Consider the following 15,202-nt stretch of genomic DNA (forward strand, 5'->3'; position numbering starts at 1 on the left):
TGCCGCTAAATTGGGGTAAACCGGCCCGAAGCACAAGGCCGGCGGGCCGAATGACGGCGGCTTCGGCGCGCGGCAACCGGATGGGCGTGCGCAGACGAGCTGCTCCCTCCACCGGCTTGTCGACGAGCGTGCGGCCGGGCAGGTCGACGACGATCGCGGCCGCAGCGACGGGCGTCAGGGGTGCCGGATCGTCCGCCGCTCCGGCTCCTGCGCATCGGGCGCGCCGGTCACGCCACCGGAATCAGCTCCTGCGTGAACAGGGTGGCACCGTTCAAGTCCTTGAGCGAGACGGTCATCACCTCGCTCTCGGCGTCGATGTCGACCTGACCGAAGAACTGCATCCCGGCCGAGGGCGGCAGGTTGGCCTGGCCCTTCTCCGGCGCCTTCACGAACACGACCTCGGGGCCGAACGTGTCGTCGAGCTCGTTTGGGCCGAACGTGCCGGCGTTCAAGGGCCCGGCGACGAACTCCCAGAACGGCTCGAACGCCTTGAACTGGGCCCGACTGGGATCGTAGCGGTGGGCGGCGGCGTAGTGCACGTCGGCCGTGAGCCAGACCGTGTTCCTGATCCGGTTGTCGCGGATGAAGCGCAGGAGATCGGCGACCTCGAGCTCGCGCCCTAGGGCCGGGCCGTCGCCGTTGGCGAAGGCCTCGAACTGCGGCCGGCCGTCCTGATCCTTGCCGTCGGGCACGAGCAGCCCGATCGGCATGTCCGACTGGATCACCTTCCAGGTGGCGTCCGAGGCCAGCAGCGCCTGCTTCAGCCAGCGGAGCTGTGTGGCACCCAAAAACGCCGTGTCGGGCCCCGGCCGCTCCTGCCGGTTGAAGCTGTTGGCGGCGCGGTAGGAGCGCTCGTCGAGGCGGAAGATCTCGAGCGAGGGGCCGTAGCGGAAGCTCGTGTAGATCTGGTCCGGGCTCAGCGGATTGCGCCGGATCGGGTAGTACTCCATGAAGGCGCGCAGACCGCGCGGGGCCAATATCGAGACGCGGCGCTCGTTCCTGTAGATCCTGCCCGCCTTGAGGTCGGCCGCGGTCGGCTCGCCCAGCACCTTCTCCCAATACCAGTTGTTGGTGACCTCGTGGTCGTCCCACTGCACGTAGGACGGCACCTCGGCATTGAAGCGACGCACGTTCTCGTCGAGCAGGTTGTAGGCATGGTTGCCGCGGAACTCGGCCAGGGTCTCGGCCGGCTTCGCCTTGGCCTCGGTGACGAGGTTCTTCCACACCGACCCGTCCGGCAGCCTCACCTCCGGGAAGATCGGGCCATCGGCGTAGACCGTATCGCCGGAATGGATGAAGAAGTCGGGCTCGACCGCGCGCATGGTCTCGAACATGCGCATGCCGCCGAAATCGGGATTGATACCCCAGCCCTGCCCCGCTACGTCGCCGCCCCAGACGAAGCGGATGTGGCGGCGGACGGCCGGCGGGGTGAGAAAGCTGCCGGTGACGGGCGTGCTCGTGGTGACGAGGTCGCCGAGGTCCTGGAAGGTCACGCGGTAGAACACGCGCTGACCGGGCGGCAGCCCGGCGACGTCGAGCTTCGCCGTGAAATCGCTGTCCTCGAGCGCCGCGGGCCCGGTGATCTTCCAGCTATGGGCGAAGCTCTCGGTGGTCGAGAGCTCGATCAGCATCCGCGCCGGCCGGTCGGCCCGACTCCAGATCACCGCACGGTCGCCCACGACGTCGCCGGCCTGGACGCCGTAGGGGAGCTGCGGGCGCATCTTCTCCGAGGTGATCACGGCTGGCGCTTGCGCGAGCGCCCGGAACGGGCGGGTCAGGAGCGCGCCGCCACCGAGCAGCAGGCCGCTCCGCATCAGGCTCCGGCGCGTGGGTGCCATGGGTGAGCGCATCCTCTCCTCCGATCTCCTTGCTGGGGCCGCACTGGCTTTAGAAGCCGGCGGTGACAGAACCTCGACAGGGATCGCGGCGCAGCGCTCGAGGATGCCGTTTCCATCGTCGCACGGACGAGCCGGACCCGGCATCCCATCCGGATCCGGTCCCGACCTGCAAGTCGCTGAACAGACAGCGCTCCGGGTGAAGCGTATGATCATGCATGAGGCAGCCGCGATCGGCCAGTACAAGGAGGCGCCGATGGCCCTTATCCTCTATGTCGAGGACAACGAGGACAACCTCTACATGCTCAAGAGCCGGCTCGAGCGTCGCGGCCACACGGTGCTGGTCGCGCGCGACGGGCGGGCCGGCGTGGAGGCGGCGCGCGCCGAACGGCCGGATCTCGTCCTGCTCGATCTGAGCCTGCCGGTGCTCGACGGCTGGGAGGCCGCCCGCCTCCTCAAGGACGACGCGCTCACCCGCGCTATTCCGATCATCGCTCTCTCGGCTCACGCCATGGCCGGCGACCGCTCCCGGGCCCTTGGAGCCGGCTGCAACGACTACGATACCAAGCCGGTCGACTTCACGCGTCTGCTCGGGAGAATCAAGGCGCTTCTCCACAGGGGCCCAGGATCGTGACGGGCGGCCACATCCTCGTCGTCGATGACAACGAGGACAATCGCTACACGCTCATCGAGCGCCTCAGGCGCGAGGGCTACGTCGATCTCGCGACCGCCTGCGATGGCGCCGAGGCCCTGGCGCGCCTCGCGGGCGAGCCGTTCGATCTCGTCCTTCTGGACGTCATGATGCCGGTTCTGGACGGCATCGAGACCCTGGCGCGCCTGAAGGCCGACGAGCGGCTGCGCCATCTGCCGGTGATCATGATCTCGGCCGTGGGCGACCTCGAGCGCGTGGTCCGCTGCATCGAGCTCGGGGCTGAGGATTATCTGCTCAAGCCCTTCAACAAGGTGCTGCTCCGCGCCCGGATCGGCGCCTCGCTCGAGCGTAAGCGGCTGCGCGACGCCGAGCGCGCCTATCTCGCCGCGATCGACGCCCAGCGCCAACGGCTCGACGCCTGCCTGCGGGCGATCCTGCCTGGATCGGCGCTGGCCGAGCTGGAGGCGACCGGCCGGATCGCGCCGCGCCGCTTCGAGGACGTGGCCGTGCTGCTGGCCGATGTGGTCGACTTCACCCGCTACTGCGACCGACACCCACCCGAGGAGGTGGTGAGCAAGTTCGATCGCTTCGCCTGTGCTTGCGAGGATCTGGCCAGGAGACACGGGCTGGAGAAGATCAACGCCACCGGCGATGCGGTGCTGGCCACCGCCAACCTGTTGGAGCCTCACCCCGAGCCGGCCCTCGCCGCCGCACGCTGCGGCCTGGCGATCGTCAAGGCGGCGGCCGGCCTGCCCGGGCGCTGGGCGGTGCGGGTGGGCATCCATCTCGGGCCCGTCGTCGGCGGCGTGGTCGGGCGCGAGAAGTTCGGCTTCGACATCTGGGGCGATACGGTGAACCTCGCCGGCCGCCTCTCCAAGTTGGGCAAAGAGCCGGCGGTCTATCTCAGCCAGCCCGCGGCGGAGCGCGCAGGACCGGGGCTCAGGACGGAGCCGCTCGGCGCCCTGCCGTTCAAGGGCAAGGGCGAGCTGCTGGTGTACCGCTGCCTGGGTGCGGCGAGAGCATAGGCCCGGACCGGCGGTTCAACCTCCGTCCTTCGTGCCACAGCAGATCGCCTCGTACCTGCCGTCGTGCCATCGGTACATCTGATATCGGAAATTCCTGACGTCGCCCTTGGCGTCGAAGTCGATCGGGCCGAGCACGGTCTCGTAGGTGCCCTCGTGCAGCGTCTTCTCGAGCGCCTCGAGGGTGGTCGAGCCCGCGCGCCTCGCGGCCTCGGCGAAGACCTGGACCGCCGTGTAGGCGTGGAGCGTGTAGCCTTCGGGGCTGTAGCCCTCGGCCTCGAACTGCCGCACCACCTCGGCCGCCGACGGCAGCTTTCGCGGGTCGGGCGCGAAGGTCATCAGCGTCCCCTCGCCGCCCGGGCCGGCCAGGTCCCAGAACTCGTGGTTGACCATGGCCGAGTTCACCATCAGCGTGGCCGTGAGCCCTTCGGCACGCGCCTGCCGTGCGAACAGGCCCGCCTCGGTGTGATAGCCCCCGAAATAGACGAGGTCGATGCCGGCACCCAGCATCCTGTCGATCAAGGCGCCGAAGTCCCTCTCGCCCTGGCGGATCGCCTCGTACATCGCTTCCCACCGACCACGCTCGTTCAGATGCTGCCTGAACGCGTCGGCTATGCCCTTGCCGAACGCGCTCCCGTCCTGGACGATCGCGATCCTCTCGGCGAGCCGGTTGTCGATCACGTAGTCGGCGGCGAACCTGGCCTGCGTGTCGTCGCGCCCGCAGGTGCGAAAGACGTTCGCGAAGCCCTGCTCGGTGAGCCGCGTGTTGACCGAGGCGGGCGTGATCATCAGGATGCCCTTGTCGTGATAGACCCGCGACGCGGCGAGCGAAGCGCCCGAGCACACGTGCCCCACGATCAGCCCGACCTTCTGCTGAACCAGCTCGTTGGCGACTTCCACCGCCAGCTCCGGGTCGCACGCATCGTCGACGACGAGGAGCTTGAGATTCTGGCTGCCGACGCCGCCTGCAGCGTTCACGTGCCGTACCGCAAGCTCGGTGCCGCGCCGTAGCTCTTCGCCGAACATCGCATACTGCCCGGTCATCGGGGTGACGCTCATTGGCCCGACCGCCGCGATCAGGATGTCGGCTTGCGCGATCTCGATGCTGCCGATCGCGAGAGCGAAGGCCACGGCCAGTCCGGTGAGACGACGGCCGGGTGATGGGGGCAGGTGCGTCATGGCATGTGGACCCATCCGTCCTGCAACACCTGAACGGGCGCAGGGGCACCGGACAAGCTGCATCCTGAATGCAGTGCGGTCAAATCGAACCTGGGGTGCACTGCCTCGTTGCCGTCGCCACATCCCGCTCCTTGTTGTCGGACGTCGGGTTCTGCGCGACAATTCCCGGTCGCCGCACCGGCATCACGGCGTTGCGGAGGAGGTTCATGCCGGGATCGGTCAGCGTCCGCTGGCGCTTCCTGCTCGCCTTTCTTGGCGTCAGCGCCTTCGCGCTGCTCGCGGCCGCGGCCGCGATGTGGGCCTTCCTGCTGCTCGGCCGGGTCGTCGAGCGGACCACCGAGCGGCGAGCACCGGCGGCCCTGGCCTCGCTCGAGCTGTCCCGGCAGGCCGAGCGGATCGTCGCCGCCGCGCCGGCGCTTCTTGCCGTCGCGACCGAATCCGCCCGCGAGGAGGTCGCCTCGGGGATCCGCTTGCAGCTCGACGGACTCGAGGTCCTTCTCGTCGACCTGCGCGGCACGGCTCCGAACGCCGCCGTGCTGGGTGCCATCGAACCCGCCGTGGCCGGCCTCGGCCGCAACCTCGACGCGCTCGATGCGCTCGTGGCCGAGCGCCTGGCCAGCGCCGGACACAAGGAGGAGCTGCTGCGCCGTCTCTCTGCGGCGATCGTCGGCGCCCAGCGGCTGGTCACTCCGGGCATCCTGGTTCTCGACTCCGAATTGGCCGCATGGCGGCGTACCGGCGGTACCGGCGAGCCGCTGGCGCGCGCCATCGCCGGCTTCGTCCCGCTGCAGAAGGCGCAGCTCGAGATAGCAGCGATCAACGACGGCCTGCTCAAGGCCGCAGCAGCACCGGCTCCGGCCGACCTGCCGCTCCTCTCCTTTCCGCTCAAGCGCTCCCTCTACGCGCTCGAGGCGCTGGCACCCGACCTCGAGCCCTCGCTCCAGGGCCGCTTCCTCGAACGGGTCCACGAGCTCGGTACGCTCGTGGCAGGCTCGGACAGCCTGCCCGCCGCGCGCGAGCGCGAGCTCGACGTGCTCGGCCGTGGCGCGCGGCTGCTCGCCGAGAACGCGACGCTCTCGCGCGGCCTCACCGAGGCCGTCGACCGGCTGGTGGCGGCCGGCAAGGCCGACATCGCGGCGGCGGGCAGCGAGGCGAGAGCCGTGCGCCGACTCAGCACGGTCGTGCTCGCCACCGTCGTGCTCGCGAGCCTCCTGAGCTCGGGCCTGATCGTCTGGCGCTATGTCGATCGCGACCTCGTGGGCAGGCTGAAAGCGCTGAGCTCGAGCATGCTGCGGATCGCGGGCGGCGATCTCGCCGCCCCCCTGCCTCCTGCCAGCGGCGACGAGATCGGCCGGATGGCCGAGGCCCTGCGCGTCTTCCGCGACACCGCGCTCGAGGTCGAGGAGCAGCGGCTACGCGAGCGGCAGGTCGTGCTCGACACGATCGACTACGGCGTGATGATTCTCGACCCCGCCCTACGGGTGCGCATCCATAACCGGGCCTTCGTCGATCTCTCGGGTGTGGGCGAAGACCTGCTGCGCACCCGGCCCCACTTCCGGCAGGTCATGGAAGCGGCCCGTGCCGCCGGCATCTACGACGTGCCGGACGAAGGCTGGAAGGCTTATGCCGGCATGCGTCTGGCCGAGCTGGCGGCCGGGACCGTGGCCCCTCGCGAGTGGCGTCTCGCGGACGGGCGTGTGTTCGAGTACCAGTGCGTGCCGCTGCCGGACGGCGGCCGGATGCTGACCTATTTCGACCTGACCCGGCTCAAGCAGGCCGAGGCGGAGCTGCGGGCCGCCAAGGAGCAGGCCGAGCTCGCGAGCCGGGCCAAGTCGGACTTCCTGGCCGCGATGAGCCACGAGCTGCGGACACCGCTGAACGCGATCATCGGCATCACCGAGATGCTCCAGGAGGACGCCGCGGAGGAAGGCCGGACGGAGCTGGAAGAGCCGCTCGGGCGCATCCTGCGTGCCGGACGGCTGCTGCTCGAGCTGATCAACGAGGCCCTGGATCTCGCGAAGATCGAGGCCGGCAAGTTCGAGCTGCACCTCGAGACGGTGGATCTCGATGCGCTGCTCGAGGATGTCGTGGAGACCGCCGAGCCGTTGGCGGAAAAGAACCGCAATCGGCTGGTGCTGGAGCGCCCGGCGCGGCTCGGCCGGGTCGTGGCCGACCCGATGCGCTTGCGCCAGATCGTGCTCAACCTCGTCTCGAACGCGTGCAAGTTCACCGAGGCGGGGTTGGTGCGGCTCGAGGTGTGCCGCAGGCCGGATGGCTTCGTCCAGCTCACGGTGCAAGACACCGGCATCGGCATAGCACCCGAGCGGATGGATCGGCTGTTTCGGGAGTTCAGCCAGGCCGGGACTTCCGGCCAGCACCGCGACGGCGGCACGGGGCTCGGGCTCGCGATCAGCCGGCGGCTGGCACGTCTGATGGGCGGCGACATCGCCGTCGAGAGCGAGCCGGGCCGAGGCTCGCTCTTCACCGTCCGGGTGCCGGCCCGTGCCGTGGAGCCGTTCGAGACGGCATGAGACGCTGCGGCTCGCCCGACGGCCGGGTGCTCCACCCGTGCGCGCCTCAGCGGGATGTCGCGAGCCGCGCCTGCCGGAACAGAGGCCAGGGAAGTGCATGCGGCGGCACGTCGAGCCAGTCGCGCATCGCCCAGACCCATACGGTATGGTAGAGCGGGACCACGACGATGTCGTCCAGGACCCTGCGCCAGGTCTGATCGATCAGCGCGTCGCGGACGGGGGTGGAGACCTCGCCGTCGATCCTCTCGATCAGCCCTTCCGTGACCGGATCGGCGTAGCCCGGCGCTGCCAGCCAGTGCGGGCGGGCCTGGTAGTAGAGATCGTGGAACGACTCTCCCGAGTCCAGCGTCATCCCGGGATGGTCGGCGGAAAGATAGAAGTCGCTGGCCCGATCCGTGACGCGCTGCCGGAACACGGGGTAAGGCGGAATGTCGGCTACGACCCGCAGCCCGACCCCGGCGAGCTGGGCCGCTATCTCCTCGCACGGGCTTCGGCGGTGCGGCGGGCAGTCGAGACGCACGGCGAAGCCGCCCGGATAGCCGGCCTCGGCCAGCAGCGCCCGCGCCCGTTCGGGGTCGTAGGGCAGCCGCCGGTCGAGCTCCGGGTCGTAGCCGTTGGTGCCGGGGGCGGTCATCATCCCGGCCGGCTTGCCGAGTCCGTTCACTGCCTTGGTGACCAGCGCCGCGACGTCGATCGCCTGGTACACCGCCTGCCGTACGCGGCGATCGGCGAACGGATTCCGGCCCTTGACGTCGGACGTGCGGAGCTCGGCGCTGCCGAGGTCGAGGCCGAGGAAGACCGTGCTCAGCACGTCCATCGAGGTCAGCTTGATCCCGGGTGTATTGCGGAGCCGGTCGAGCCGGTCGAGCGGCGGGTCCTGCAGGAAGTCGGCCTCGCCGCCGACCAGCAGCGCGAGCCGCCGCTCCGGGTCGGTCTCGATCGTCCAGACGATCCGGTCGATGTCGCGTGGGTACGCGGCCGAGCCCCACCAGTTCGGGTTCCTGACCAGCACGGTGCGTCGGCCCGGCTCGAAGCTCTCGAGCATGAACGGGCCGGTGCCGTTGGCATGGGCGAAGGTGTAGGCCGAGCTGTCGTCGAGCCGGGCCGGAAGCGCTGCTCCATGCCGTAGCGCCCATGCCTCGGGGATGATGGGCATCCGCCTCAGCTTGACCGGAAGCAGCAGGTCCGGCCGCTTGGTCGTGATCTCGACCGTGTCGTCGGCCGTCGCGGTCACGGCCGCCACGTTCGTGATGAAGATGGCATAGTCGGAGCCTTTGCCGCGGCCACGCTCCAGGCTGAAGGCGACGTCCCGGGCGGTGAGCGTGGTGCCGTCGTGGAAGCGCACACCCGGGCGCAGATGGAACCGCCACATGTCCGGGCGGACCAGGACCCAGTCGGTGGCCAGGGCCGGGTGGAGGGTGAGATCGGAATCGGTGAGGGTGAGCCCCTCGTAGACCTGGGCCAGGCCGGTCGAGGTGGGATCGTCGAGGTTGGTGGGTTCCCATCGGATCATGCCGACGGCACTCACCCAGCGGACCACGTTCTCGCCCCGGACGGATGCTGCCGGCACCACGATCAGGATCGCCGTCAGCGCCCAGACGATCAGCTCGATGTACGCCATCGCCGGATCTCCTGATGAAGTCGGCCAGAATGAGCCGTATGGCGGAGCAGGGCAACCCGATGTTTCGGCGTCGGGGTGTTCTCCTCGATGAAAATCGGCCTATGCTGGTCGTGCCGCAGCGTGCAGGCGGGATCGAGGCGGGCCCATGGGCAGAAGCATCCACGGCATCGCCGCAGCCGCCATGGTCTGGGCCGCCGCGCGAGAAGCCCGCGCCGAGGTTCGGCTCGGCCTCGCCGTACCCCTCACCGGCCACCATGCCTGGAACGGAAGCATCGTCCGGAACGGGTTCGCCCGAGCCGTCGCCGATCTGAACGACGCGGGTGGCGTGCTCGGGCAACGGGTCGAGGAGGTGGTCGCAGGTGGCTACTGCGACGCGGAACGGGCCCGAGCCGCGGCGCGCGGGCTCGTCGCAATCCGGGTGGCTGTCGTCTTCGGCCATCAGGGCTCGGCGGCCGCCCATCGATGCCGGTGCGCGATTGCTGGCGACCCCGGAGCCGCGCCTCGCGGCAATCGACGCCGAACTGGCCGCGTTGGCCGAGTTCCGCGAAGGGCCGGCCGGGCTGGTGCGCATCGGCGCGGCCGACTATGCCATCAGCGTGCTGCTGCTGTATCAATCTGCGCTTGCCGACCTATGGCGGGCTGGCGGTGTGGGAACTCGAGAAGGACGGCAAGCCGGTCGACGTGCGTGTCGAGGGACAGGCCATCTTCAACACGACGTTCCTGGTGCTGGATGCAACATTGGACGGGCTGGGGATCGCCTATGTCCCGCTGCGTCTGGCCCAGCCCCACTTCGGGTCGGGCCGCCTGGTGCCGTTGTTGAAAGACTGGTGGGTATGCTATGATGCCTATCTCTACGACCCCAAGCGACGCCAACGGTTGAACCGCCCCGGCTTTCCCGGAGGCTCCTTCACTTGCGAGGATGGAGCCATGAGGAAGGCCCCGAAATTTTCCCCCGAGGTCCAGGGGCGGGCGGTCCGGCGGGTGCTGGAGCACCAAGGCGAGCACGGTTCGCAATGGGCGGCGATCGCGTCGGTTGCCGGCAAGATGGGCTGCACGGCCGAGACGCTGCGGCGCCGGGTAAGCCGGGATCGAACCGCCGGCGGGCAGCGTCGGCGGCAGTTACGCCAATGCCTTGGCCGAGACGATCGAGGGGCTGTACAAGGCCGAGGTCATCCATCGGCGTTCCTGGCCCGACCGGGAAGCGGTGGAACCGGCGACGCTGGACTGGGTGGACTGGTTCAACCACAAGCGGCTGCTGGGCCCGATCGGCGACAGCCCACCGGCCGAGGCCGAAGCGATCTACCATCAACAATCCCGTGCGCTCGCCATGGCGGCGTGACTCACACCAACGCGTCTCCGGGATTCCCGAGGTGGCTCAATCCGGCGCGGCGCTTGTCCTCGAGCCGGTAGCTCTCGCCCGTGATCGGCACGACGGTCGCGTGGTGCAGCAGCCGGTACGCTTGAGCACGCGCAGGATCGGGTACCGGATCGCCACGCTTCGGGCTTGGCTGGCACAGTGCGAAGCGCAGGAGAGCCATGCACAGCAGGAGGGACCGCCTATGGCAGCGTGAGATCGTGCTTCCACGCCTGCAGCTTCGGGTGACACTTCGGGAGAACCCGAGGGCTGCTCAGGGCCGCGCCTACCGGGTTCGTCCTCGGCTGACGCCTGCGGCAGGGCCTCTGGAAGCGCCTTGCTTCCATTGCCTCCAAACCGGCGCTTGGTCTCGGGGCCTGGAGCTGCCCTTCGCTAATCTGCTGCTATACTGTGTGGGGAACTTTGGTGGGCGCACAAGGACTCGAACCTTGGACCCGCTGATTAAGAGTCAGCTGCTCTACCAACTGAGCTATGCGCCCCCGCGTGTCGCGGTGCGCTGCATGTAAGCGGGATCGGTGCGGGCGTCAAGCGTCTCTGACAGGCTTCTGGCCCCTTGCATCCGGGCACCGTTCCCTCTATTCCTTGGAGCACGCGGGTGTAGTTCAGTGGTAGAACGACAGCTTCCCAAGCTGTATGTCGTGGGTTCGATTCCCATCACCCGCTCCAACTTCCCTCCCCTCCTTTCATCACCGCACGGGCCTCGAGCGATCCTCCCGAGCATGCGCGCTTGCGTGGCTCGGCGCTGTTCCGGTACCGGTTGGAGGCCGCCGGTGCGCAGACCGGCGGGGGCCGAGCGATCGGCCGATCGCGGTTCGAGAAGCCTCACCCCGATGTCCGCCTCGTGCACGATCGGGCGACTGGCGAGGAGGAGATGAAGCTCGTGCGCACGACGATCCGGCTGGCGGCCGCAGTCGCCGCCCTCTTGACCGCCGCCACGCTGGCACATGCCCAGGACAAGGTGGTCAGGATCTACAACTGGTCCGACTATATCGACGAGAGCATCCTCGAGGACTTCACCAAAGAGACCGGCATCAAGGTCGTCTACGACGTCTACGACAGCAACGAGGTGCTGGAGACGAAGCTCCTCGCCGGCAACACCGGCTACGACCTCGTCGTGCCGTCGGGGAACTTCCTCGGCCGGCAGATCCAGGCCGGGGTGTTCCAGAAGCTCGACAAGAGCAGGATCCCGAACTGGAAGAACCTCGATCCCAAGCTGATGGCCGAGGCGGCGAAGTACGACCCCGGCAACGAGCACGCCTTCATCTACATGTGGGGCACCACCGGCATCGCCTACAACGTCGACAAGATCAAGGAGCGGATGCCCGACGCTCCGGTCGACAGCTGGAAGCTCGTCTTCGATCCCGCGATCGTCGCGAAATTCAAGGACTGCGGGATCATGATGCTCGACGCCGCCGACGACCTGATCCCGATCGCGCTGAACTACATCGGCGAGGACCCGGACACGAAGGACCCGAAGGTGATCGCGAAGGGGGCCGCCGTCCTCGAGAAGGTCCGCCCGTTCGTACGCAAGTTCCACAGCTCCGAGAACATCAACGCGCTCGCCAACGGCGACATCTGCATCTCGGTCATGTACTCGGGTGATGCCGGCATCGCCGCCACCCGGGCCGAGGAGGCGAAGAACGGGGTCAGCATCGAGTACCGGATCCCGAAGGAGGGCGCTCTTCTCTGGTTCGACATGATGGCGATGCCCAAGGATGCGCCCGACCCCGAGAACGCCTACGCCTTCATGAACTACCTGCTCCAGCCCGAGGTGATCGCGAAGTCCTCGAACGCCGTCACCTACCCGAACGCGGTGCCGGCGTCCTATGCACTCATCGACGAGGAGGTGAGGAACAACCCGAACCTGTTCCCGCCGGAGGAGCTCAAGAAGAAGCTGTTCGTGGTCACGCCCTACGACCAGAAGGTGCAGCGGGCGGTGACCCGGATGTGGACCAAGATCACGACGGGCGGCTGATACCGCACGCGAACCCAACCGCGAGAAGTGGGAACCGAGGTGAGCGCAGAACGCCCCCCGTCCGGGGCCACGGTCGCTCCGCCCGCCGCTCCGCCCCGGCCGCGGGGCGGCGGGGAGCGCACCCGGATCGAGCCCTGGCAGGACCCGAACGCCCTGCCCTTCATCCGCATCCAGAACGTCACGAAGAAGTTCGGCGATCTCTACGCCGTCGACAATGTCAGCCTCGACATCTACCGCGGCGAGTTCTTCGCCCTCCTCGGCCCCTCGGGCTGCGGCAAGACCACGCTCTTGCGGATGCTCGCGGGCTTCGAGACGCCGACCCAGGGCCGCATCCTGATCGACGGCCAGGACATGGCGGCCGTGCCGCCCTGGCGGCGGCCGGTCAACATGATGTTCCAGTCCTACGCCCTGTTCCCGCACATGACGGTCGAGGACAACATCGCCTTCGGCCTGAAGCAGGAGCGGCTGGCCAGGAGCGAGATCCGGGACCGGGTGGCGGAAGCGATCCGCCTCGTCCAGCTCGAGGGCCGGGAGAAGCGCCGGCCCGACCAGCTCTCGGGCGGTCAGAAGCAGCGTGTGGCGCTCGCACGCGCCATCGTCAAGCGGCCGAAGGTGCTGCTGCTCGACGAGCCCCTGGGGGCGCTCGACAAGAAGCTGCGCGAGCGCACCCAGTTCGAGCTCGTCAACGTCCAGGAGACCCTGGGCCTCACCTTCGTCATCGTGACCCACGACCAGGAGGAGGCCATGACGGTCTCGACCCGGATGGCGGTCATGAACGAGGGTCAGGTCGTGCAGCTCGGCACGCCCGCCGAGATGTACGAGTACCCGGCGAGCCGCTTCGTCGCCGATTTCCTGGGCGACGTGAACGTGCTGGAAGCGCGCGTGGTCGAGGCGGGACGCGAGCGGATGCGGGTCCATTCCGAGGCCGCGGGCTGCGACGTCCTGGCCGACCGCAGCCCGCCGGCGGTGCCGGGCGAGACGGTCTGGGTCGCGATCCGGCCCGAGAAGTTCGTGCTGGCGAAGGAGCCGCCGGCCGACCCGGCGGTGAACTGCATGGCGGGCGAGGTCTGGGACATCGGCTATCTCGGCGACGTCTCGATCTACCATGTCCGCCTCGCGAGCGGTGTGGCCGTCCGCTGCACCCAGGCCAACCGCCAGCGCCTGATCGAGCGACCGATCACCTGGGAGGACCGGGTCTGGCTGACCTGGGCGCCCGATGCCAGCGTGATCCTGAAGTCATGAGCCGCTCCCCCGCCCTGGGCAGGAAGCTCGGCCGCGCCGTCCTGATCGGCCTGCCCTTTTTCTGGCTCCTCCTGTTCTTCCTGGTCCCGTTCGCGACCGTCTTGAAGCTCGCCTTCTCCGAGAGCGCCATCGCCCAGCCGCCCTACCTGCCGCTCGTGGAATGGATCGAGGAGGCCGGCTCCCATTATCTCCAGCTCAAGCTGAACCTCACCAACTTCCTGCTGATCGCCGAGGACGGCCTCTATATCCGCGCCTATCTCGAATCGCTCCGGATCGCCGCCGTCTCGACCGTCCTGACCCTCGCCGTGGGCTTCCCGATCGCCTACGGCATGGCGCGTGCGCCCGACCGCTGGCGGCCGACGCTCCTCATGGCGGTCATCCTGCCGTTCTGGACCTCGTTTCTGATCCGGGTTTATGCCTGGATCGGCATCCTGAAGAACGAGGGGCTCCTCAACGGCTTCCTGCAATGGCTCGGACTGATCCACGAGCCTCTCGTCATCCTCCAGACCACGACCGCGGTCTATATCGGCATCGTCTATTCCTACCTGCCGTTCATGATCCTGCCGATCTACGCCAACCTCGAGAAGCACGACCCATCTCTGATCGAGGCCGCGGTCGATCTGGGCTCGACCCCGATCCGTGCCTTCTGGCAGATCACCGTCCCGCTCTCGCTTCCGGGGGTGATCGCCGGCTGCTTTCTCGTCTTCATCCCGGCCGTGGGCGAGTTCGTAATCCCGGATCTCCTGGGCGGTTCGGACACGCTCATGATCGGCAAGACTCTCTGGGCCGAGTTCTTCAACAATCGCGACTGGCCCTTGGCTTCGGCGGTGGCCGTGCTGCTGCTCCTCGTCCTCGTGATCCCGATCGCCCTCTTCCAGCGCCAGCAGGCCAGACATCTCGAGGAGAGCACCTGATGCTGCGCCGTGGGTTCACGCGCGTGACGACGACAGCGCTCACGCTGGGCTTCGCCTTCCTTTACCTGCCGATCGCGCTCCTCGTCGTCTACTCCTTCAACGCCTCCAAGCTCGTCACGGTCTGGGGCGGGTTCTCGCTCCAGTGGTACGGCGAGATGCTGCGCGACCAGCAGCTCCTGGATGCCGCCTGGGTCACGCTGCGCGTGGCGTTCACGGCCTCGACCCTGGCGCTGGTGCTCGGCACCATGGCGGGCGTCGTGCTGACCCGGATCGCGCGCTTTCCGGGCCGGACCCTGTTCGCCGGCATGGTCTCGGCCCCTCTCGTCATGCCCGACGTGATCCTCGGCCTGTCGCTGCTGCTGCTCTTCGTGAGCCTCGGCGTCGATCGGGGCTTTTGGACCATCGTGATCGCGCACACGACCTTCGCCATGTGCTACGTCACGGTGGTGGTGCAGTCGCGCCTCCTCACCTTCGACCGCAGCCTCGAGGAGGCGGCGATGGACCTGGGTGCCCCGCCGCTCAAAACCTTCCTCGTCGTCACGCTGCCGATCATCGCTCCGGCACTCGTCGGCGGCTGGCTGCTCGCCTTCACCCTCTCGCTCGACGACCTCGTGATCGCGAGCTTCACCACCGGCCCCGGCGCCACCACGCTGCCGATGCGGATCTACAGCTCGGTGCGGCTCGGCGTGACGCCCGAGATCAACGCCGTCTGCACGGTGCTGATCGGCATCGTGACCGTGGGCGTCATCGTGGCCTCGATCGTGCAGAAACGGAGTCTGATCCGGGCGGCGAAGGTGCCGGGCGGCGCTCGATGAGAAGCGACGGGGCTCGGCCGGACGCAGCGGACGGGCCGCCC

The 15,202-nt window shown here is 68.5% G+C and carries 11 protein-coding genes, 2 tRNA genes and 1 pseudogene; 10 read left to right on the forward strand and 4 right to left on the reverse strand.

Going from position 1 to position 15,202, the window contains the following annotated elements:
- Positions 1–227 precede the first annotated feature (227 nt).
- Positions 228–1,838: an alkaline phosphatase D family protein gene (locus U1T56_RS11755; protein WP_418159665.1), complete on the reverse strand. Its 1,611-nt coding sequence runs from the start codon at positions 1,836–1,838 to the stop codon at positions 228–230.
- Between the two features lie 253 nt (positions 1,839–2,091).
- Between U1T56_RS11755 and U1T56_RS11760 the strand changes: the two genes are divergently transcribed.
- Together U1T56_RS11760 and U1T56_RS11765 are read left to right on the forward strand one after the other, a co-directional pair.
- Positions 2,092–2,469, forward strand: coding sequence for a response regulator (locus U1T56_RS11760; protein WP_418159742.1), 378 nt, complete (start codon positions 2,092–2,094; stop codon positions 2,467–2,469).
- Positions 2,466–3,512, forward strand: coding sequence for an adenylate/guanylate cyclase domain-containing protein (locus tag U1T56_RS11765; RefSeq protein ID WP_418159666.1), 1,047 nt, complete (start codon positions 2,466–2,468; stop codon positions 3,510–3,512). Before U1T56_RS11760 ends, U1T56_RS11765 begins: the two co-directional genes overlap by 4 nt.
- Positions 3,513–3,527: 15 nt before the next feature.
- Here U1T56_RS11765 and U1T56_RS11770 read toward each other — a convergent pair whose 3' ends face one another.
- Positions 3,528–4,688, reverse strand: coding sequence for a branched-chain amino acid ABC transporter substrate-binding protein (locus tag U1T56_RS11770; RefSeq protein ID WP_418159667.1), 1,161 nt, complete (start codon positions 4,686–4,688; stop codon positions 3,528–3,530).
- 206 nt (positions 4,689–4,894) lie between these two features.
- Between U1T56_RS11770 and U1T56_RS11775 the strand changes: the two genes are divergently transcribed.
- Positions 4,895–7,219 (forward strand): ATP-binding protein, encoded by a 2,325-nt coding sequence (locus U1T56_RS11775; RefSeq protein WP_418159668.1) that lies wholly within the window; start codon positions 4,895–4,897, stop codon positions 7,217–7,219.
- 46 nt (positions 7,220–7,265) lie between these two features.
- Here the strand turns inward: U1T56_RS11775 and U1T56_RS11780 are convergent, their stop codons facing one another.
- On the reverse strand, positions 7,266–8,840 hold the full coding sequence (locus tag U1T56_RS11780) for an ABC transporter substrate-binding protein (protein ID WP_418159669.1): 1,575 nt from the start codon (positions 8,838–8,840) through the stop codon (positions 7,266–7,268).
- A gap of 181 nt (positions 8,841–9,021) precedes the next feature.
- Between U1T56_RS11780 and U1T56_RS11785 the strand changes: the two genes are divergently transcribed.
- Together U1T56_RS11785 and U1T56_RS11790 are read left to right on the forward strand one after the other, a co-directional pair.
- Complete coding sequence (locus U1T56_RS11785) at positions 9,022–9,660, forward strand: ABC transporter substrate-binding protein (RefSeq protein ID WP_418159743.1); 639 nt, start codon at positions 9,022–9,024, stop codon at positions 9,658–9,660.
- A gap of 261 nt (positions 9,661–9,921) precedes the next feature.
- Positions 9,922–10,179: pseudogene (locus U1T56_RS11790) on the forward strand (integrase core domain-containing protein); the annotation flags it as partial.
- Positions 10,180–10,618: 439 nt separating this feature from the next.
- Here U1T56_RS11790 and U1T56_RS11795 read toward each other — a convergent pair.
- Positions 10,619–10,694: transfer RNA gene (locus U1T56_RS11795), tRNA-Lys, on the reverse strand.
- Positions 10,695–10,806: 112 nt separating this feature from the next.
- Between U1T56_RS11795 and U1T56_RS11800 the strand changes: the two genes are divergently transcribed.
- From U1T56_RS11800 to U1T56_RS11820, 5 genes are all read left to right on the forward strand, one after another.
- Positions 10,807–10,881 (forward strand) — tRNA-Gly (locus U1T56_RS11800).
- Positions 10,882–11,086: 205 nt separating this feature from the next.
- On the forward strand, positions 11,087–12,190 hold the full coding sequence (locus U1T56_RS11805; RefSeq protein ID WP_418159670.1) for a polyamine ABC transporter substrate-binding protein: 1,104 nt from the start codon (positions 11,087–11,089) through the stop codon (positions 12,188–12,190).
- Between the two features lie 126 nt (positions 12,191–12,316).
- A complete protein-coding gene (locus U1T56_RS11810) occupies positions 12,317–13,432 on the forward strand; it encodes an ABC transporter ATP-binding protein (RefSeq protein ID WP_418159744.1) in 1,116 nt (371 codons plus the stop codon).
- Positions 13,429–14,346: an ABC transporter permease subunit gene (locus tag U1T56_RS11815; RefSeq protein ID WP_418159671.1), complete on the forward strand. Its 918-nt coding sequence runs from the start codon at positions 13,429–13,431 to the stop codon at positions 14,344–14,346. The genes U1T56_RS11810 and U1T56_RS11815 overlap by 4 nt, the downstream gene beginning before the upstream one ends.
- Positions 14,346–15,161: an ABC transporter permease gene (locus U1T56_RS11820; protein WP_418159672.1), complete on the forward strand. Its 816-nt coding sequence runs from the start codon at positions 14,346–14,348 to the stop codon at positions 15,159–15,161. The genes U1T56_RS11815 and U1T56_RS11820 overlap by 1 nt, the downstream gene beginning before the upstream one ends.
- Positions 15,162–15,202 lie beyond the last annotated feature (41 nt).

This window comes from Benzoatithermus flavus, from assembly GCF_037908215.1.
Classification (GTDB): Bacteria; Pseudomonadota; Alphaproteobacteria; order Geminicoccales; family Geminicoccaceae; genus Benzoatithermus; species Benzoatithermus flavus.

Coding starts and splice junctions, on each gene's coding strand:
- U1T56_RS11780 (WP_418159669.1), bottom strand. CDS start 8,840: ATGGCGTACATCGAGCTGATCGTCTGGGCGCTGACGGCGATCCTGATC.
- U1T56_RS11775 (WP_418159668.1), top strand. CDS start 4,895: ATGCCGGGATCGGTCAGCGTCCGCTGGCGCTTCCTGCTCGCCTTTCTT.
- U1T56_RS11820 (WP_418159672.1), top strand. CDS start 14,346: ATGCTGCGCCGTGGGTTCACGCGCGTGACGACGACAGCGCTCACGCTG.
- U1T56_RS11755 (WP_418159665.1), bottom strand. CDS start 1,838: ATGGCACCCACGCGCCGGAGCCTGATGCGGAGCGGCCTGCTGCTCGGT.
- U1T56_RS11805 (WP_418159670.1), top strand. CDS start 11,087: ATGAAGCTCGTGCGCACGACGATCCGGCTGGCGGCCGCAGTCGCCGCC.
- U1T56_RS11785 (WP_418159743.1), top strand. CDS start 9,022: ATGGTCTGGGCCGCCGCGCGAGAAGCCCGCGCCGAGGTTCGGCTCGGC.
- U1T56_RS11760 (WP_418159742.1), top strand. CDS start 2,092: ATGGCCCTTATCCTCTATGTCGAGGACAACGAGGACAACCTCTACATG.
- U1T56_RS11770 (WP_418159667.1), bottom strand. CDS start 4,688: ATGACGCACCTGCCCCCATCACCCGGCCGTCGTCTCACCGGACTGGCC.
- U1T56_RS11815 (WP_418159671.1), top strand. CDS start 13,429: ATGAGCCGCTCCCCCGCCCTGGGCAGGAAGCTCGGCCGCGCCGTCCTG.